The following is a 17,692-nucleotide window of genomic DNA, read 5'->3' as shown; positions in this document are numbered from 1 at the left end:
CGATGCCAGAGACGACGGACCCCGATCCGGCCGCCAGACCCGTCCCGCGAATCAACACCGCGATTCCGCATCCGGCCCGGATATACGACTATCTGCTGGGCGGAAAGGACAACTTCGCGGCCGACCGCGAGGCGGCCGAACACCTCCTGAAGGTATCGCCGGGCACCCGTGAGGGCGTCCGCGCCCACCGCGCCTTCCTCCGCCGGGCGGTGCGTCATCTCGCCACCGAGGCCGGAATGACGCAGTTCCTCGACATCGGCACCGGCATCCCCACTCAGGGCAACACGCACGAGATCGCTCAGCAGGCCAACCCCAGGGCCAGGGTGGCGTACGTGGACAACGACCCCATCGTCCTGGTGCACGGCCGCGCCCTGCTGACCGGCAGCCCCACGGGGATGACCTCGGTGATCGAGGCCGACATGCGGCAGCCGAAGGCGATCCTGTCCCACCCCGAGGTCCGAGGTGTGATCGACTTCGACCGTCCGGTGGCCGTCATCCTGGCAGGCGTCCTGCACTTCCTCACCGACGACGAGGATCCGTACGGCCTGGTCGAGACCTTCAAGGCCGCCGTGCCCTCGGGCAGCCACCTGCTGCTGTCGCACATCACGCTCGACTTCGCCCCCGAAGTGCGCGAGGAGGAGTTCACCAAGCCCTACGACAACAGCACCGCGCCCATGGTGCCCCGCACCCTCGACCAGGTGCTGCGGTTCTTCGACGGCTGGAAGGTGCTGGAGCCGGGCGTGACCGAGGTGGTGCAGTGGCGGCCGGACCAGTACAAGGACCGGGAGCGGATCCCCGGAGGTCACGCCTGGGCCTACGGCGCCCTCGCGGTCAAGCCCTGACCCCGGACGAGAGAGACGTACGGGCAAACGCATGGCCTCCGGTGCGACGCGCGCACCGGAGGCCATCGCCTGCAGGTGGGGAAAAGGGGCCAGGAGGAACGGCTCAGCAGGGCGGAGCCGGCCCAGATCAGATGGGTCCCGTTCAGATGGCTCCGGGCCGGTGGGTCCGGGTGCCGCGGCGGCTTGTCGTGGCCGCCGCGGCCGTGGTCCCGGCTCCGGTCATCGCGCCCGGCAGGGGCGACGAACCGGCCTGGCCGGACCCGTCGTGCTTACTGGGTGAAGGTCCACTTCTGGTTGTTGCCGCCCCAGCAGGAGTACATCTGGAGCTGGGTGCCGTTGCCGGTGCCCTGCCCGACGGCGTCCAGGCAGAGCCCGGACTGGACGCCGGTGATGGTGCCGTCGGAGTTGAGGCGCCACTTCTGGTTGTCGCCGCCCCAGCAGGAGTAGATCTGGACCTTGGCGCCGTTGCCGGTGCCGGCGGCGTCCAGGCACTTGTTGCCGTAGACCCGCAGTTCCTGCGAGGAGGTGTAGGTCCACTGCTGGTTGGTGCCGCCGTGGCAGTCCCAGATCTGCAGCTGGGTGCCGTCGGTGGTGCTGGAGTTGGGCACGTCCACGCAGCGGCCGGACGCGACGCTCTTGATCGTCCCGTTGCCGCCGCCACCGGGAGTGGGCGAGGTGCCGGGGCTGGGGGAGGTGCCCGGGCTGGGCGAGGTGCCGGGGCTGGGCGACGTCGTCGGCGTGGCCGCGTTGAGGGCGTTCAGGACCGAGTTGTACGCGGCCTTCTTGTTGCCGCTGCTGTCGAACAGCAGCGGGGTGGTGTTCGCACCGAGCCAGGAGTCGCTGTCACGCACGCCCCACACGGTGATGCCGATGCAGCGGGAGACGGCCAGACAGTCGTTGACGACGCTGGCGTAGGTCGAGGCCGACCCGCCCTGGATGTCCAGCTCGGTGATGGCGACGTCCACGCCGAGGGCGGCGAACTGGGAGATGGTGGTGCGGTAGTTGCTGTTGTACGGGCTGTTGCCGTTGAAGTGCGACTGCAGGCCGACGCAGTCGATCGGCACGCCGCGGGACTTGAAGTCCTTGACCATGTTGTAGACGCCCTGCGTCTTGGCCCAGGTCCAGTTGTCGATGTTGTAGTCGTTGTAGCAGAGCTTGGCGGACGGGTCGGCGGCTCGCGCGGTGCGGAAGGCGACCTCGATCCAGTCGTTGCCGGTGCGCTGCAGGTTGGAGTCGCGCCGGCCGCCGGAGTTGCCGTCGGCGTACGCCTCGTTGACCACGTCCCAGTAGGGGATCTTGCCCTTGTAGTGGTTCAGGACGCCGTTGATGTGGTTGATCATCGCCTGGCGCAGCGCGCTGCCGCTGAGGGACTGCATCCAGCCGGGCTGCTGGTTGTGCCAGGCCAGCGTGTGGCCGCGCATCCGCTTGCCGTTCTGCGTCGCCCAGTTGTAGATGCGGTCGGCGTTGGTGAAGTTGAACTGACCCTGGTTCGGCTCGGTCGCGTCGATCTTCATCTCGTTCTCGGCCGTGATCATGTTGAACTCACGGTTCGCGATGCCGGTGTAGGTCCCGTCGCCGAGCTTGCCGCTGGCGATGGCGGTGCCGAAGTAACGGCCGCTCTGCGCGGCTGCCGCGCCCAGCGTGCTCGCCGCGGCGTCGGCGGGAACCGACACCGCCACCGCGGCCGTGGCCGCGGTGATCACGCCGAGCGCGCCGGCGACCAGAGCCCGGCGCAGCCGGGTTCCGGGCGGCGACATGACGTTTTCGCCCATGTCTGAGCCTCCATAACTGAATCACCAAGGGGGAACGCGGAGGTTCCCATGAGACCGACGCCGCGCCTCGTCGCTTGAGGACGCACACCACCAGGGCGCCGTGATCGGCGGCCCCCTGCCGTGCACCACCACTTGGGGGCGGGGGACCGCCTCGGAGGATCAGTGTGGAAACGTCTCCGAAACTTGTCAAGCCTTCAACGGAAACTTTCGGGATACCTGTGCAGTGCTGGTGTGCAAAATTGGTTAAGCATCTGGCATCCGTGCTCTGAAAGTTTCGGCAGGCTGCGAGTTGGATGGGAGAGTTGAATGAAAGTTTCATCACACGCGTCTGGTCGGCCTCGCAGGCCGCCGCGACAACGCCCATGTGGGCCGCACTCGGACCCGGGCGGCTGAACGACCTTGTATCAAGGCCCTTGACAAAGGATCTCCGTCTCGTATTGGCTCCGCCCCACACCACCTCCACACCGCCCCGATGGAGAGGAGAGCCGATCGGAAGACGAATGTGAACGCTCACAGCCATCGGGGACGCGGCCTTCCCCCGCCGTCCGGGCCGCCGGGCCCGGGGACGCTCGGCCGATGCGCAGGCACCTCGCTCGCCGATCACCGGTGCGGGGAAGGAGGACGATGGCACTACCCTGCCAGGGTGAGCGTGGAAGTGTCCGTGGTGGTCCGCTATCGCAGGGCCGTGACGTACGGCGTGAACGCGCTGCTCGGCGCGCTCGAGACCGCGAAGGCCGAATGCGACCTGCGGCTCGGGACCACGCCCGAGGAGACCGCCGAGCACATCGCGGCCAGCCCCGCGGACCGTGTCCTGGTCCTCTGGTCGTTCTACTCGCCGGACGCCGAGGCGATGGCGGCCGAGCTGGCCACCGTGCGGGCCCTCGCCGACGACCCCCGCGTCCTGCACATCGCCGGAGGGGTGCACGCCACCGCCGAACCGCAGCAGGTCATCGACGCCGGCTGGGACCTCGCCGCGATCGGCGAGGGGGAGCCGACGATCGTCGCCCTGGTCGAGGCGCTGCGCGCGGACCGGCCGCTCACCGGCGTGCCCGGGCTGGCGGTGCGCGACGGCGACGGGACGGCGCTGCGCACGCCACCGGCCCCGCAGTTACCGCTGGACGCCTTTCCGTCCTTCCCCGACCGGCGCCGCCACTTCGGGCCCATCGAGATCACGCGGGGCTGCGCCTACACGTGCCGCTTCTGCCAGACGCCCTTCATGTTCGGCGGCAGGTTCCGGCACCGCGGCGTGGACAGCGTGCGCGAGCACGTCCGCCGGATGGCCGCCCACGGGCTGCGCGACGTCCGTTTCATCACCCCCACCTCCCTCTCGTACGGCACGCAGGGGCCGGAGCCGGCGCTGGACGCCGTGGAGGAACTGCTGGCGGGGGTGAAAGAGGAACTGCCGGCGGACGGGCGGGTGTTCTTCGGCAGTTTCCCCTCGGAGATCCGTCCCGAGCACGTGACGCCGGAGGCGATGCGGCTGCTCAGGCGTTATGTGGCGAACGACAACATCATCATCGGCGCGCAGTCGGGCTCCGACCGCGTGCTGGCCGCTGCCGGTCGCGGCCACGGCAGTGCGCCGGTGCGCGACGCCGTGCGGATCGCCGTGGAACACGGCTTCCGCCCGAACGTCGACTTCATCTTCGGACTGCCCGGCGAATCGCCGGAGGACCAGGACGCGTCCCTGCGGCTCGCCGCGGACCTCGCCGATCTCGGGGCGCGCATCCACACCCACACGTTCATGCCGCTGCCCGGCACGCCGTGGCGGGACGCCGAGCCCGCGTTCATCCCGCTGGCCACGATGCGTGAGCTGGACCGGCTCGCGCAGCGCGGCGACGCGTACGGGCACTGGCGCAAGCAGGCCGAGCACGCGGCGCGGCTGGCCGAGACGGCCAAGGCCTACCCACGCCGTGCCCGGCGCCGCCGCACCACCGACAACTGACGTCCTCCCAAGGACCTCGCGCCCGGACCCAACCCTGCGACCCAACCCTGCGACCCAACCCTGCGACCCAACCCTGGGATCTCGCCCTGGGACCCCGCCCGCCGGGCTCTTCCCGGGCCCGGCGAACGGGGGCCTCCTGATCAGAACTGCTGCCGCCGGGCCTGGTACGGCTCCTCGAGGAAGGCGATCTCCTCGTCGGTGAGCTTCAGCTCGACCGCGGCGAGCGCGTCGTCCACGTGATGCTCCTTGGTCGCACCGACGATCGGAGCGGTCACGCCCGGGCGGCTGAGCAACCACGCGAGGGAGAGGGTCGCGGGGGCGACCCCCCGCTCCTCGGCGGTGCGCGCCACCCGCTCCAGGATCGCCTCGTCGGCGGGCCCGCCGTACAGCTGCTCCTGCCTGGCGCCGTCGCCGACCTGCCGCACGGTGTCGGCCTGCTTGCCCGCGCGGGCGAGCAGACCGCGCGCGAGCGGGCTCCACGGGATGAGCCCCACTCCCTGGTCGAGGCACTGCGGGATCATCTCCCGCTCCTCCTCGCGATGCAGCAGGTTGTAGTGGTTCTGCATCGAGACGAACCGGGTCCAGCCGTGCTTGTCCGCGACGTGCTGGGCCTTGGCGAACTGCCACGCCCACATGCTGGAGGCGCCGATGTAACGGGCCTTGCCGGCCCGGACGATGTCGTGGAGCGCCTCCATGGTCTCCTCGATCGGCGTCTCGTCGTCCCACCGGTGGATCTGGTAGAGGTCGACGTAGTCGGTGCCGAGGCGGGCGAGGGAGGCGTCGATGGCCGACATCACGTGCTTGCGGGACAGGCCGTAGTCGTTCCTGCCCCCGCCCATCGGGAAGTAGACCTTGGTGGCCAGCACGTAGTCGTCGCGACGGGGGAAGATCTTGCGCAGCAGCCGCCCGGTGACCTCCTCGCTGACGCCTCCCGAGTAGACGTCGGCGGTGTCGAAGAAGGTCACGCCGCCCTCGGCCGCCTTGCGCACGATGGGCTCGGCCTGCTCCTCGTCCAGGACCCAGCCGCCCCACTTGGCCGGCTCGCCGTAACTCATCATGCCCAGGCAGATCCTGCTGACCTTCACACCGGTGGTGCCAAGTCGTCGATACTCCATGACAGCACCCTATTTGCCGCATCACTGCGCCGGGCGGGACGGGTGCCCGCCGGGGGCGCGCACCGGCACGGCTCTCCCCGGTGCGCGGCGGGGCGTCACCAGCGCAGCGCGGTGAAGTCGATCGGGCGGGGGGAGAGCCGCCCGGTGCGGACGGTCAGGTCGCGCATCCGGCGGGCGAACTCGCCGGCAGGCAGTCTCCTGCGGTGTGGCCGGGCAGCAGCCACTCGAAGCGCAACCGCGGCCCGTACGGGCCGGCGTAGCGCTCCGCGTGCCGTTCGCGATACGGCGCACCCTAGTCGATCTTGGTCTTTCTGCTCAGACTCGCGTAGTAGTCCTTGAGCATCGCACGGAGCGCCGGGCGATCGGTGAGCTGGATCGACTGGACGACGTGGGCCACTTCGGAGCCGCTGAAGACGGCACGCCTGCCCTGCCAGACGCGGTCGGTCAACTCGAAGAGGACGTTTCTGGCGATGGCGTCCGGAGTGCCTTCCGAGGCCCAGTCGAACGAGACGGTGACCGTGGTCGCGGTGGGCGTCGTCTCGAAGGTCAGGGGCTGCATGTCGCCGGGCGTCGGCGGCCGCCGGTGCGCGCCGGGATCGTCCTTGGTGCGCTGCTCCGGAGCACTGGTGAGCTCGCCTCCCGGCTTGGGCCCGAGCCTGAGGACGAGGTAGGTGTTCACCACGCTCATCAGGGTTTCGAGCTGGGCGAAGAGCTCTCTCAGCAGAGCGGTGAGCAGAGGTCCGGAATCTGAAGGCACCGGCGGCAGCTCGCGTAGTTCCTCGGCGGTGATCCGCCCGTTCGCGGCCAGGCCGATCAGGTCGTAGACGCGGACCCAGGCGCGGACCACCCGTGAGCACATCAACGCGTGCACCTGCGCCAGCGAGTCGCCGGCGCCGTCCCGTAGGGCCTTGACATCACCGGCGTCGAGCTGGCCCGGCTTCCCACCGATCAGGTCGATGACCACCTGCTCGTAGTTGCCCGCATTCATAAGCGCCAGCTTCGGCGGCAGCAAGTAGTGGGCGTGGGCGTTGCGGTAGGCGAAGTCGACGGTGGGCTCCACCGCGATCGTGTGCGAACCCTCATGCACCAGCGTGGAGGCGGCATCCACGTCGGACATGAGATGCGGGCGAAACTGGGAGGACAGGTCGATGCATGCGGCCGCGCCGCTGCCCCGCCCGAGCGCTCCCATCGAGCGGGGCAGCTGCGGGTTGTAGAGCATCCCCTTGCTCTTGCCGTCCGAGCGGGCGTGGATGGCCTGCAGCTGCTGCAGGATCTTCCGGAACCGGGGGGCGGCCGCCGCGGCCTCGTCCCCGAAGCAGGTCCGCACACTCGCCATCGCTCGTGGCGAACCGGTCTCGATCGGGAGGACCACCTTCTCCTCGATCAGGTTCAGGAGCCGGATGAACCACGGGCTCCCCGCCACCGGTGGGAAATCCTCTGCCGGCTGCTGCGCCTGGGCGGCCGCGGGAGCGAGAAGCTGGTTGAGATCAGTGACGAACTGCGGCAGTTCGGCCGCCCTGCGTCGTCCCGTAGCCTCCTTGGTCTCCCCGGGAGGAACGAGGTTGAGCTTGCTCCACTGGACGACGAGCCGCTGGTAGGAATCGTCGCGCGTGACCTGCTTCGCGAGGGCGGCATCGATCAGCCGGTGGTAGGAGGCGTAGACGTTGTTCTCGTTCGCCGCGATCTGCTTGAGCAATGCGGGGGTGGGAACGGGGATCATGTCGCCGTTGTAATCCCCCGAGATCGGTTCCCGATTGCCAAGCACTTGCAGAAGGTGACATATCGGTAGGCGCTCTGTGGTGCTGTTCCTACCCATGCCACGGCACGTCGCGTTGGCAGGCCCGCAGGTCTTGACGGCTTCGGTACCGTGCGGGGCTATGGCGGAGAACGTATACGTGGGTAACGCTCATCTGGACTCGGTCGCCGACCGCGGGTGGCTGCTGGGGCATTTCAAGCCCGCCGACGATGTGCGGCACAGCGAGGACGTCGAGATCAAGTGGTACGCGCATCCCCGGGGCGATCGGCGTGCGGAGTGGGTCACCGGCGAGAAGCGCACCGCGCTCCTCGTGCTGATCAGCGGCCGTTTCCGCGTCGAACTTCCCGGGCGGAGCGTGCTGCTGGAGAAGCAGGGCGATTACGTGGTGTGGGGCCACGGAGTCGATCACTCCTGGCACGCCGAAGAGGAGTCGGTGGTGCTCACCGTCCGGTGGCCGTCGATTCCGGGATACGCGGTCTCCGGCCCGGATTCCGCGTAGCGCCACGGACGCGCCCGGGTCGGCGGGCGGACCCCCGAGTGGTGAGGGCACCGGCCGGAGGGCCCGCGGAGCCGTCTCTAGAATCTTGTTCCATGGCGATGTACGTGTCCCTCGGCGAGGGCCGATACCAGGCGACAGAGCACACCCAGGGGCCGTGGGATCCACGGCAGCAGCACATGGGACCCGTCACCGCGCTGCTGGTGCACGAGCTCGCCCGTGTTCCCGGCCTCCCTCTGGCCCGGCTGGCGGTGGACGTGCTCGCCCCCGTCCCGGTGGCGGAGGTGGAGGTGCGGACCGACATGATCAGGGACGGCAGGCGGGTGCAGTGCCTCGGCGCGTCCGTCACCTCCGGCGGGCGTGAGCTGGTCAGGGCGACCGCGTGGCGGATCAGGGAGGCCGACAGCCCGGGGGGCGGGGCCGCGCCGCCGCCCGCGCCGGTCCCGCCACCGGCCCCTGCCGACGCGGAGTCGTGGATCGCGCAGGGCTTCGGGTACGGCAGGGCCACGGATTGGCGGTTCGTCAAGGGCTCCGCCGACGAGGCCGGGCCCGCGGTCGCCTGGGGCAGGGCGCGGGTGCCGCTCGTCGACGGTGCGGAGATCACGCCGCTGGAGCGGCTCGCGATGTTCGCCGACAGCGGCAACGGCATCAGCGGTGTCCTGGACTTCGACGACTACCTGTTCGCCAACGTGGACCTCATCATCGCGCTCTTCCGCGCGCCGGAGGGGGAGTGGATCTGCCTGGACGCGGCCACGACGATCGGCTCGCGGGGACGCGGCCTCACCCGCACCACGCTGTTCGACCAGTCCGGCGAGATCGGCACGGCCACACAGACGCTGTTCGTCGGGCCGCGCTGATCCGGGCGGGCGTCACGACGCCGTGCAGGTGACCGGCGACGGCGTGCCGTTGGCGCCGCCGGACCAACTGCCGGTGAAGCCGATCGTCGTCGACGCGCCCGGGGCGAGGGCGCCGTTCCAGGACTCGTTGGTGACGGTCACCGTGGATCCCGACTGCGTGTAGTGGCCGCCCCACAGCTGGGTGATGCTCTGGCCGTTCGGGAAGGCGAAGGTGACGGTCCAGGAGGAGACGGCCGCCTTTCCCGAGTTGCTGACCGTCAGCCCGCCCTGGAAGCCGCCCGGCCACTGGTTGGAGATCTGGTACGTCGCGGAGCACGCGCGCGTGCCGGCCGACGGCGAGGCGCTGGGGGAGACCGTGGGGCGGGCGGACGGCGACACGCTGGGCGACGCTGAGGGGCTGGGCGATGCTGAGGGGCTGGGCGATGCTGAGGGGCTGGGCGACGACCCGCCCGCGGGCGGAACGCGAATGATGCGGTCGTCGGCAGCGACCGGGGTCCCTCTGCCGTCACGGTTGCTCGTCGTCACCCAGAGCCAGCCGTCCGGGCCCACGGCCGCGGCCCGCAGCCGGCCGTAGGTCCCCTGGAACTCGGCCACCGCGTTGCCCGTCCTGCTGCCGGCGCTGACCGGTACGGTCCACAGCCGCTTGCCGCCCAGTGCCGCGGCGAAGAGCGTGCTGTTGGCGTACGCGAGACCGCTCGGTGAGGACTCGGAGGTGCTCCAGGTCTGGATGGGGTTGGTGAAGCGCGAGTCGCTGCACACGCCCTCGCAGGTCGGCCAGCCGTAGTTGCGGCCCGGCTGGATGTAGTTGATCTCATCCCAGGTGTTCTGGCCGAACTCCGTGGCGTACAACCGGCCGCTCTCGTCCCAGGCGAGCCCCTGGACGTTGCGATGGCCGTAGGTGTAAACGCGGGAACCGGAGAACGGGTTGTCCGAAGGGACCGTGCCGTCGGGCCGCATCCGCAGGATCTTGCCGCCGGGGCTGTTCAGGTCCTGGGCGTTGGCGGAGGTCCCGGCGTCTCCCGTGGTCACGTACAGCATGCCGTCCGGGCCGAAGGCGATGCGTCCGCCGTTGTGGAACTGGGCGCGAGGAATGCCGGACAGGAGCACCTGCTGGGTCTGGGGTGCGCTGAGCCGGAACCGGACCACCCGGTTGTCGGACGCGGAGCTGAAGTAGGCGTAGACCCACTGGTCCTGGGCGTAGGTGGGGGAGACCGCGATGCCGAGCAGGCCGCCCTCGCCCTGCGGTGACACGTTCGGGACGGTGGCCACCCGCGTCGGCGCCGATCCGGGACGCACCTGCGCGATGGCGGCGGTGTCGCGTTCGGAGACGAGGGCGCTGCCGTCCGGAAGGAAGGCGATGCTCCAGGGGACCTGCAGCCCGGTGGTCGCGATCTGGGCGCGCGTGAAGTCGAACCCGCCGGTCGCCGCGCTCGTGGGGAGCGGCTGGGTCACGACGAGCGCGGCGACGGCGGTCACCGTGCCGAGTGTGGTTGCGAGTGCCGCGGCGAGGCGCTTGGGCATCAGAGGCTCCAGGTCGGGACGTCGGGTTCCGGCTCGTGACCCATCGAACGCGCCCGCCGTGCCCCGTGCAATCACCGCTCTGCGAACCGGGCGATCATTTCCACGCCACACTCTCGCCGTTTCCCGCTGACCAGCGTGTTGTGTCCTGTGCCACCGACCGGGACGGCGGCCGGGGCCGGGAAAATTTCATCGCCAGGGGAAGGTTTCCCGGGGCTTCCGCCGCCACGGTGACCGTGGCGCGGACAGGACGGACAGTAGTCAGGCGGCCGTGCAGGTGGCCACCGGCACCTCGACATCGCCACCGGGCCAGCCGATCGCGAAGTCGATCGTCACCGCCGCGCCCGGCGGCAGCGTGCCGTTCCAGGACTGGTTGGTGACGGTCACCGTGCCTCCCCGCGGGGTGTAACCGCCGCTCCCCAGTTGCACGTAGCTCAGACCGTTGGGGACCGTGAAGGTGACGATCCACGCGGAGATGGGCAGCGTTCCCGTGTTCCGCACCGTCAGCTCGCCCCGCGAGGCCGCCGTCCACGACAGGATGAAACGGATGGTCGCTTCGCACGACCGTGTGCCCGCGGACGATGAAGGGCTGGGGGACGGTGAGGGGCTGGGCGACGGTGAAGGGCTGGGGGACGGTGAGGGGCTGGGCGACGGGGAGGGGCACGGTGAGGCACTGGGCGACGGCGACGGCGACGGCGACGGCGACGGTGAGGGGCTGGGCGAGGGAGACGAGGACGCGCTGGGCGACGGTGAGGGGCTGGGCGAGGGAGACGAGGACGCGCTGGGCGACGGTGTGGGGCTGGGCGACGGGGAGGGGCTGGGAGATGGTGAAGGGCTGAGCGACGGGGAGGGGCACGGCCCGGGGCCGCCGGAGGGCGAGGGCGACGGGCTTGCAGACGGTGAGGGCGACAGCGACGGACCGGCCGACGTCGAGGGCGACGGACTCGCCGGCGGCCACGAGCTGCCGACGGGCGGGATCCGGATGATCCGGTCGTCGCCGAGGACAGGAGTCCCGCCGCTGTCGTAGTTGCTCGTCGTCACCCACAGCCAGCCGTCCGGACCGAGGGCCACGGTGCGCAGCCGTCCGTACCTCCCCTGAAGCTCTGCCACCGGGGTGCCCACGGTGCCGCCCGCGACCGGCACCGCCCACAGCCGCGTGCCGCGCAGGGCCGCGGCGAAGAGCGTCCCGTTGGCGTACGCGAGACCGCTGGGTGACGCCTCGGCCGGGTGCCAGGTCACCAGCGGGTCGCGCACGCGCGAGTCGCCGCACACGCCCTGACAGACCGGCCAGCCGTAGTTGCCCCCGGGGACGATGGCGTTGAGCTCGTCCCAGGCGTCCTCACCGAACTCGGTGGCGTACAGCCGGTCGTCGGCGTCCCAGGCGAGGCCCTGGACGTTGCGGTGGCCGTAGCTGTAGACGGGCGAGCCGGCGAACGGGTTGTCCACGGGCACCGAGCCGTCGGGCCTGACACGCAGGATCTTTCCGCCCAGGACGCCGGGGTTCTGGGCGTTGGCGCGGTTCCCGGCGTCGCCGGTGGAGACGTACAGCATGCCGTCGGGGCCGAACGCGATCCGCCCGCCGTTGCCGGTCAGGCCGCGGGGAATCCCGCTGAGGACGACCTGCTGCGCGTCGGGGTAGCCCCACCGGAACCGGACCACGCGGTTGTCGGAGGCGCCGGTGAAGTAGACGTAGACCAACTGGTCCTGCGTGAAGGTGGGGGACAGGGCGATGCCGAGCAGGCCGCCGTCACCCGCCGTGTACACGTTCCGGATGGTGGTGACCAGCGCAGGGGTGTATCCCGGGTACACCCGCCAGATCTGCGCCGTGGTGCGTTCGGTCACGAGGGCGCTGCGGTCCGGCAGGAAGGCCATTCCCCAGGGTGACCGCAACCCCGAGACGGCGACCTGCGCCTTGGTGAAGTCGAACCCGCCGGTGGCCGCGCCCGCGGGTGCCGGCCGGGTCACGACGAGCGCCGCGGCGGCGGTCACGACGCAGAGGACGGCCGCGAGTACCGCGGACAGACGCTTGGGCATCACGTGCTCCCGGGAGGGTCGGGGGGCGCATACCGGCTCGTCAACCATCGAAAGTGCCCACCGCGCCCGAGGCAATCGACCGGCACAGGTCCTTGCACCGGCCTGCGCGTTCGTCCGCCGCCGGTGCCCGGGTGAGGAAACTTTCAGACCCCGCGGCGGTGAGGGCGACGGTCAGCGGGCCGCGGGCGGGACGCGGATGATCCGGTCGTCGCCGTCGGCCGGGGTTCCCCTGCCGTCGCGGTTGCTCGTCGCCACCCAGAGCGAGCAGTCGGGCCCGACGGCCACCGCACGCAGCCGCCCGTACGTCCCCTGGAACTCGGCCGCCGGGGTGCCCGGCGTGCCGCCGCTGATCGGGACCGTCCACAGCCGCGTCCCACGCAGGGCCGCGGCGAAGAGCGTGCCCTTGGCGTACGCGAGACCACTGGGGGACGCCTCCGCGGGGCTCCAGACCACGAGGGGATTGGTGAAGCGAGGGTCGGAGCACACGCCCTCGCAGATCGGCCAGCCGTAGTTGCGGCCGGGGAGGATGCGGTTGAGCTCGTCCCAGGTGTTCTGGCCGAACTCCGTCGCGTACAGCCTGCCGCTCTCGTCCCACGCGAGCCCCTGCACGTTGCGGTGGCCGTAGCTGTAGACGGGCGAGCCTGCGAACGGGTTGTCCACGGGCACCGTGCCGTCGGGTCTGATGCGCAGGATCTTGCCGCCCAGGCTGTTCGGGTTCTGGGCGTTGGCCGAGTTCCCGGCGTCGCCCGTGCCCACGTAGAGCCTGCCGTCCGGGCCGAACGCGATCCGCCCGCCGTTGTGGGTCTGGGCGCGGGGGATGCCCGTGAGGATCGGCTGCTGCGCCTGGGGCGAGCTCAGCCGGAACCGGACCACCCGGTTGTCGGAGGCGCTCGTGTAGTACGCGTAGACCCACTGGTCCAGGGCGTAGACCGGGGAGACCGCGATGCCGAGCAGGCCGCCCTCGCCGCCTGGCGACACGTTCGGGACCGTGGCCACTTTCACGGGAGCGGATCCGCGGCGCACCCGCATGATGTCCGCCGTGTCGCGCTGGGAGACGAGGGCGCTGCCATCGGGAAGGAAGGCCATCCCCCAGGGCGCCCGCAGCCCCGTGGCGACGACCTGCGGGTGGGCGAAGTCGAACCCGCCGGTGGCCGCGTTCGCGGTGCCGGGCCGGGCCACGACGACACCGGCGGCGGTCACCGCGCTGAGTGCGGTCGCGAGCGCCACGAAGAGACGCTTGGGCATGAGAGGCTCCCGTGGCGTGACATGGGCTTACGGCTCGTGACGTACGACTCGCGAACCATACAACTCACGAATCCGGGAATCCTCGTGCCGCGCCGCTGTCGCCGTCACGGAGACGGCGCCGCGGAGGGTGTACGGCAGGACGCGCCTGCGGGCCGGCTTTCCAGGCAGGGGGTGAGCACCTCCAATTCGGCGGCAAGCCGCTCACAAGTCGCGTCGCGTACAAACAGTGGCGTGAACGACTACGACATCCGGCGGCCGACGACCGCCGACGCGGCGGCCATCCACGAGCTGGTCGCCGAGCACGACATCGAAGTGACCGGCAAACCCGACTGGACACTCGACGACATCGCCGACACCCTCGGCGAGCTTGACCTGGAGCACGACAGCTGGGTGGTCCGCTCGGGCGGGCGGCTGCTCGGCTGGGGTTACGCCATGCGCAAGGGCGCGAGCGACAACGTGGACGTCGAGGTGCAGGCGCGCGAGCCCGGCGCGGGCGCCCTCATCTGGGACCTGGTGCTCGGCCGGGCCGGCGACCTCGCCCGTGAGGCCGGGCATGACCACGCCGTCGTCGACGTCAGCGTCTACGAGCGGGACACGGTCATGCGCGAGGCGGCCAAGGAGCGCGGCTTCGCGCCCGCGACCAGTTTCCACCGCATGCGCACCGACCACGCCGGTGTACGGCCCCTCTTCCTGCCCGGCGCCACGGTCGAGACCGGCGCGCCCGGCGGCCAGGAGGTGCTGCGCACGGCACACGCCGTGCAGCAGGAGGCGTTCGCCGAGCACTTCGGCTTCGTGCCGAAGACGTTCGACGAGTGGGCCGACGAGATGGAGGCGTCGAGCGCGAACGACTGGACGCAACTGCTGCTGGCCCGGGTCCACGGCGAGCCCGTGGCGATGCTGCTCGGCACCAACCACTTCGTGCCCGACGAGAACTGCGGCTACGTCCGGACGCTGGCGGTGCGGCCCGCCTTCCGCGGGCGCGGGCTCGGCCGGCTGCTGCTCTCGCGGGCCTTCGAGGCCGACGAGCGGCGCGGGCGGGTGGGCACGATCCTGCACGTGGACAGCAACAACACCACTCCGGCACTCGGTCTCTACCGGTCGGTCGGCATGCGTCCGGTGCTGGTCATCGACGTCTGGCGGGCCCTCGTACGTCCCACGCGGTGAGACGGTTGCTCACACCCCGGATACCTCTAGTGTGAAATGGGGAGGAACCAGACAACAAGGGAGTGGTTGATGCTGCACGAGAGACTCGAGGCCGTTTACGACAACGTTTTGCGCCGCAATCCCGGTGAGACCGAGTTCCATCAGGCGGTACGCGAGGTGCTGGAGAGCATCGGCCCGGTGCTCGGGAAGCACCCCGAGTACGCGGAGCAGAAGATCATCGAGCGGATCTTCGAGCCGGAACGGCAGATCATCTTCCGGGTGCCCTGGGAGGACGACCGGGGAGAGGTGCACATCAACCGCGGCTTCCGCGTGGAGTTCAACAGCGCGCTCGGGCCGTACAAGGGCGGCCTGCGCTTCCACCCCTCCGTCTACCTCGGCATCATCAAGTTCCTGGCGGTCGAGCAGATCTTCAAGAACAGCCTGACCGGCCTGCCGATCGGCGCGGGCAAGGGCGGCTCGGACTTCGATCCGAAGGGCCGTTCCGACCGGGAGATCATGCGCTTCTGCCAGAGCTTCATGACCGAGCTCTATCGGCACCTGGGCGAGAACACCGACGTGCCGGCGGGGGACATCGGCGTCGGGGGCCGGGAGATCGGTTACCTGTTCGGCCAGTACAAGCGCATCACCAACCGGTACGAGTCCGGCGTGATCACCGGCAAGGGCCTGGCGTACGGCGGCGCCCAGGTCCGCACCGAGGCCACCGGCTACGGCTGCGCGTTCTTCGTCGAGGAGATGCTCAAGGCCCGGGGCACGTCGTTCGACGGCAAGAGGACGGTCGTCTCGGGCTCGGGCAACGTCGCCATCTACGCCATCGAGAAGGTGAACGAGCTGGGCGGCGTCGTCGTGGCCTGCTCCGACTCCTCCGGCTACGTGGTGGACGAGAAGGGCATCGACCTCGACCTCCTCAAGCAGGTCAAGGAGGTCGAACGGCGCCGCCTCAGCGCGTACGCCGAGCGCCGCGGCGCCGAGGCGACGTACGTGTCCGGGCGCAGCGTGTGGGAGGTGCCCTGCGAGGTGGCGCTGCCGTCGGCCACGCAGAACGAGGTCACCGGCAAGGACGCCGAGGCGCTCGTGCGGGGCGGGTGCGTCGCGGTCGGCGAGGGCGCCAACATGCCGACCACGCCGGAGGGCATCCGGGTGTTCCAGGAGGCCGGGGTGGCCTTCGGTCCCGGCAAGGCCGCCAACGCGGGCGGCGTGGCCACCAGCGCCCTGGAGATGCAGCAGAACGCCAGCCGCGACTCGTGGACGTTCGAGTTCTCCGAGCGGCGGCTCCAGGAGATCATGAGCGACATCCACGCCCGCTGCCTGGAGACCGCCGACGCGTACGGCATGCCGGGCGACTACGTGGCCGGCGCGAACATCGACGGCTTCAGGAGGGTCGCGGACGCGATGCTCGCACTCGGCCTCATCTGAGCGCCCGCCCGGGTGCTCGTCCGGTGCTCGTCCGGTGCCTGACGGTGCTCGGACGGGTGCTCATCCCGGGTCCCGGCGGGTGCGCAGGAGAGGCAGCGCGCACCCGCCCGCGGCCAGCGAGACCGCGGCCAGCCACAGCGACGTCACCGTGGCGGCGTGTGCGGACGGGGCGAGGCTGAGGAACAGCGTGCCGAAGACGGCCACGCCGACGACCTGGCCGAGCTGGAGCATCATCGCCAGCAGGCCGCTGGCGTCGGCCGCGTCGGCGGGCGCGACCCGGGCCAGCGCCACCGCCATGAGCGGGCTGAAGGTGCCCGCCATTCCGGCTCCGATGGCCGCGAAGCTGATCTCCAGCAGCGGCTCGCCGTGGCCGCCGCCGGACAGCGCCGCCGCCAGGGCCAGCTCGCCCGCGGCGGTGACGACGGCGGCGGCGACGATCACCGGCCGGTGCAGGCGGGCCGGCAGCCGCTTCCAGTTGAGGCTGGTCAGCCCGAAGGCGGCGGCCGCGGGGATGAACAGGCAGCCCGCCCGCAGGGCGCTGTCGCCGAGGCCGCCCTGCAGGTGGAGGGCCATGGCGAACAGCCAGCCGCCGTAGGCCGCCATCACGAGGAAGATGCCGGACGCGGCGGCGGCCACGCCGGGGGCGCGCAGCAGGCGGCCGGGGACGAGCGGATGCGCCGTACGCCGCTCCACGAGCAGGAACGCGCAGAACGCGAGAACCGACAGGCCCATCGCGACCCACCCCCACAGCGGCCAGTCCTCCTCGTGCCCGAGCACGAGCGGCACGACCAGCAGGCAGACCGCGAGCGACAGGGTGACCAGGCCGGGCACGTCGAGACCCTGCTCACGCCGCACGTGCGCGGCGGGCAGCCTCCGCGCTCCGACGGCCAGCAGGGCGAGCCCGATCGGCACGTTGACCAGGAAGACCGGCCGCCAGGCCGTGCCGAACAGGTCGGCGGTCACCAGCAGCCCGCCGAGCACCTGTCCGACGACCGCGCCGGCCGAGATGACCGTGGCGTAGACGCCGAGCGCCCGCCCCCGCGAGGCGCCGTCGAAGGTGACCTGGATCAGGCTGAGCACCTGGGGCACCATCAGGGCGGCTCCCGCGCCCTGCACCAGCCGGAAGGCGATCAGCACGCCGGTCGACGGGGCGAGCCCGCACATCAGCGACGCGGCCGTGAACACCGCGAGCCCGGTGAGGAACAGCCGCCGGTAGCCGAGCAGCCCCCCGAGGCGCGCCCCGGTGATCAGCAGCATGGCGTACGCGACGGTGTAGCCGGAGATGACGAGTTGCAGCCCGGAGCCGGTGGCCCCGAGATCGGCGCGCATCGTGGGCGCGGCGACGTTGACGATGGTGGCGTCGAGGATGGCCATGAACTGCCCCGCCAGGATGACGGAGAGCAGCAGAGCCTGCGAGGTTCGCCGCGCGGCCGGCGCGCGGGTGGTGACAGTGGTCATGCAGGCAACGATGCGGCCGCCCGGATACCGGTAACGAGAGCCTGCGGATACTGGTACTGACACCACCTGGCAACGCGGTC

Annotated in this window: 14 protein-coding genes; 6 read left to right on the top strand and 8 right to left on the bottom strand. The window is 70.9% G+C overall.

The annotated features are described in order from the left end of the window. Positions 1-2: 2 nt before the first annotated feature. Positions 3-842: an SAM-dependent methyltransferase gene (locus tag BXA11_RS06760; protein ID WP_076433640.1), complete on the top strand. Its 840-nt coding sequence runs from the start codon at positions 3-5 to the stop codon at positions 840-842. Positions 843-1,111: 269 nt separating this feature from the next. Here BXA11_RS06760 and BXA11_RS06755 read toward each other — a convergent pair whose 3' ends face one another. Then, the gene (locus tag BXA11_RS06755; RefSeq protein WP_030505205.1) at positions 1,112-2,614 is read right to left on the bottom strand and encodes an endo-1,4-beta-xylanase; all 1,503 of its coding nucleotides are present in this window, start codon (positions 2,612-2,614) and stop codon (positions 1,112-1,114) included. A 643-nt stretch (positions 2,615-3,257) separates the two neighbouring features. Between BXA11_RS06755 and BXA11_RS06750 the strand changes: the two genes are divergently transcribed. After that, positions 3,258-4,556 (top strand): TIGR04013 family B12-binding domain/radical SAM domain-containing protein, encoded by a 1,299-nt coding sequence (locus BXA11_RS06750; RefSeq protein WP_076433638.1) that lies wholly within the window; start codon positions 3,258-3,260, stop codon positions 4,554-4,556. A gap of 140 nt (positions 4,557-4,696) precedes the next feature. Here BXA11_RS06750 and BXA11_RS06745 read toward each other — a convergent pair whose 3' ends face one another. From BXA11_RS06745 to BXA11_RS06740, 3 genes are all read right to left on the bottom strand, one after another. Then, positions 4,697-5,671, bottom strand: a complete 975-nt coding sequence (locus tag BXA11_RS06745; RefSeq protein WP_030505203.1) for an aldo/keto reductase — start codon at positions 5,669-5,671, stop codon at positions 4,697-4,699. Positions 5,672-5,766: 95 nt separating this feature from the next. Further along, positions 5,767-5,895 (bottom strand): hypothetical protein, encoded by a 129-nt coding sequence (locus tag BXA11_RS45280; RefSeq protein WP_275409688.1) that lies wholly within the window; start codon positions 5,893-5,895, stop codon positions 5,767-5,769. A 68-nt stretch (positions 5,896-5,963) separates the two neighbouring features. Continuing rightward, positions 5,964-7,391, bottom strand: coding sequence for a M35 family metalloendopeptidase (locus tag BXA11_RS06740; RefSeq protein ID WP_143734120.1), 1,428 nt, complete (start codon positions 7,389-7,391; stop codon positions 5,964-5,966). Positions 7,392-7,548: 157 nt separating this feature from the next. Here BXA11_RS06740 and BXA11_RS06735 point away from each other — a divergent pair, with 157 nt between their 5' ends. Both BXA11_RS06735 and BXA11_RS06730 read left to right on the top strand, forming a co-directional pair. Further along, positions 7,549-7,926: a cupin domain-containing protein gene (locus BXA11_RS06735; RefSeq protein ID WP_076433634.1), complete on the top strand. Its 378-nt coding sequence runs from the start codon at positions 7,549-7,551 to the stop codon at positions 7,924-7,926. 92 nt (positions 7,927-8,018) lie between these two features. After that, positions 8,019-8,780 carry a thioesterase family protein gene (locus BXA11_RS06730; protein WP_076433632.1) on the top strand — a complete coding sequence of 254 codons (762 nt, stop codon included), beginning with the start codon at positions 8,019-8,021 and terminating at the stop codon, positions 8,778-8,780. Positions 8,781-8,792: 12 nt separating this feature from the next. On the opposite strand, the gene BXA11_RS06725 is transcribed toward BXA11_RS06730, so the two are convergent. The 3 genes from BXA11_RS06725 to BXA11_RS06715 all read right to left on the bottom strand — a co-directional run bounded on the left by BXA11_RS06725 (position 8,793) and on the right by BXA11_RS06715 (position 13,577). Beyond that, positions 8,793-10,301, bottom strand: coding sequence for a PQQ-dependent sugar dehydrogenase (locus BXA11_RS06725; RefSeq protein WP_076433629.1), 1,509 nt, complete (start codon positions 10,299-10,301; stop codon positions 8,793-8,795). Between the two features lie 258 nt (positions 10,302-10,559). Further along, a complete protein-coding gene (locus BXA11_RS41930) occupies positions 10,560-12,332 on the bottom strand; it encodes a PQQ-dependent sugar dehydrogenase (RefSeq protein ID WP_076433627.1) in 1,773 nt (590 codons plus the stop codon). Between the two features lie 171 nt (positions 12,333-12,503). Further along, positions 12,504-13,577 carry a PQQ-dependent sugar dehydrogenase gene (locus BXA11_RS06715; RefSeq protein ID WP_076433625.1) on the bottom strand — a complete coding sequence of 358 codons (1,074 nt, stop codon included), beginning with the start codon at positions 13,575-13,577 and terminating at the stop codon, positions 12,504-12,506. 231 nt (positions 13,578-13,808) lie between these two features. On the opposite strand from BXA11_RS06715, the gene BXA11_RS06710 reads away from it, so the two are divergent. Both BXA11_RS06710 and gdhA read left to right on the top strand, forming a co-directional pair. Then, on the top strand, positions 13,809-14,741 hold the full coding sequence (locus BXA11_RS06710) for a GNAT family N-acetyltransferase (protein ID WP_076433623.1): 933 nt from the start codon (positions 13,809-13,811) through the stop codon (positions 14,739-14,741). Positions 14,742-14,810: 69 nt separating this feature from the next. Beyond that, entirely contained in the window at positions 14,811-16,154 is a 1,344-nt protein-coding gene (gene gdhA / locus BXA11_RS06705) for an NADP-specific glutamate dehydrogenase (RefSeq protein ID WP_030505195.1), read from the top strand. 60 nt (positions 16,155-16,214) lie between these two features. On the opposite strand, the gene BXA11_RS06700 is transcribed toward gdhA, so the two are convergent. Continuing rightward, complete coding sequence (locus BXA11_RS06700; protein ID WP_083744011.1) at positions 16,215-17,612, bottom strand: MFS transporter; 1,398 nt, start codon at positions 17,610-17,612, stop codon at positions 16,215-16,217. Positions 17,613-17,692: the final 80 nt, after the last annotated feature.

Source organism: Microbispora rosea (genome assembly GCF_900156315.1).
In the GTDB taxonomy this organism is placed as follows: domain Bacteria; phylum Actinomycetota; class Actinomycetes; order Streptosporangiales; family Streptosporangiaceae; genus Microbispora; species Microbispora rosea.
This window is presented reverse-complemented; position numbering and strand designations above follow the sequence as displayed.

What these genes read in the sequence shown, in the direction of transcription:
- BXA11_RS06760 (WP_076433640.1), top strand. Translation starts at nt 3, where the DNA reads ATGCCAGAGACGACGGACCCCGATCCGGCCGCCAGACCCGTCCCGCGA.
- BXA11_RS06755 (WP_030505205.1), bottom strand. Translation starts at nt 2,614, where the DNA reads ATGGGCGAAAACGTCATGTCGCCGCCCGGAACCCGGCTGCGCCGGGCT.
- BXA11_RS06745 (WP_030505203.1), bottom strand. Translation starts at nt 5,671, where the DNA reads ATGGAGTATCGACGACTTGGCACCACCGGTGTGAAGGTCAGCAGGATC.
- BXA11_RS06740 (WP_143734120.1), bottom strand. Translation starts at nt 7,391, where the DNA reads ATGATCCCCGTTCCCACCCCCGCATTGCTCAAGCAGATCGCGGCGAAC.
- BXA11_RS06735 (WP_076433634.1), top strand. Translation starts at nt 7,549, where the DNA reads ATGGCGGAGAACGTATACGTGGGTAACGCTCATCTGGACTCGGTCGCC.
- BXA11_RS06730 (WP_076433632.1), top strand. Translation starts at nt 8,019, where the DNA reads ATGGCGATGTACGTGTCCCTCGGCGAGGGCCGATACCAGGCGACAGAG.
- BXA11_RS06725 (WP_076433629.1), bottom strand. Translation starts at nt 10,301, where the DNA reads ATGCCCAAGCGCCTCGCCGCGGCACTCGCAACCACACTCGGCACGGTG.
- BXA11_RS41930 (WP_076433627.1), bottom strand. Translation starts at nt 12,332, where the DNA reads ATGCCCAAGCGTCTGTCCGCGGTACTCGCGGCCGTCCTCTGCGTCGTG.
- BXA11_RS06715 (WP_076433625.1), bottom strand. Translation starts at nt 13,577, where the DNA reads ATGCCCAAGCGTCTCTTCGTGGCGCTCGCGACCGCACTCAGCGCGGTG.
- gdhA (WP_030505195.1), top strand. Translation starts at nt 14,811, where the DNA reads ATGCTGCACGAGAGACTCGAGGCCGTTTACGACAACGTTTTGCGCCGC.
- BXA11_RS06700 (WP_083744011.1), bottom strand. Translation starts at nt 17,612, where the DNA reads ATGACCACTGTCACCACCCGCGCGCCGGCCGCGCGGCGAACCTCGCAG.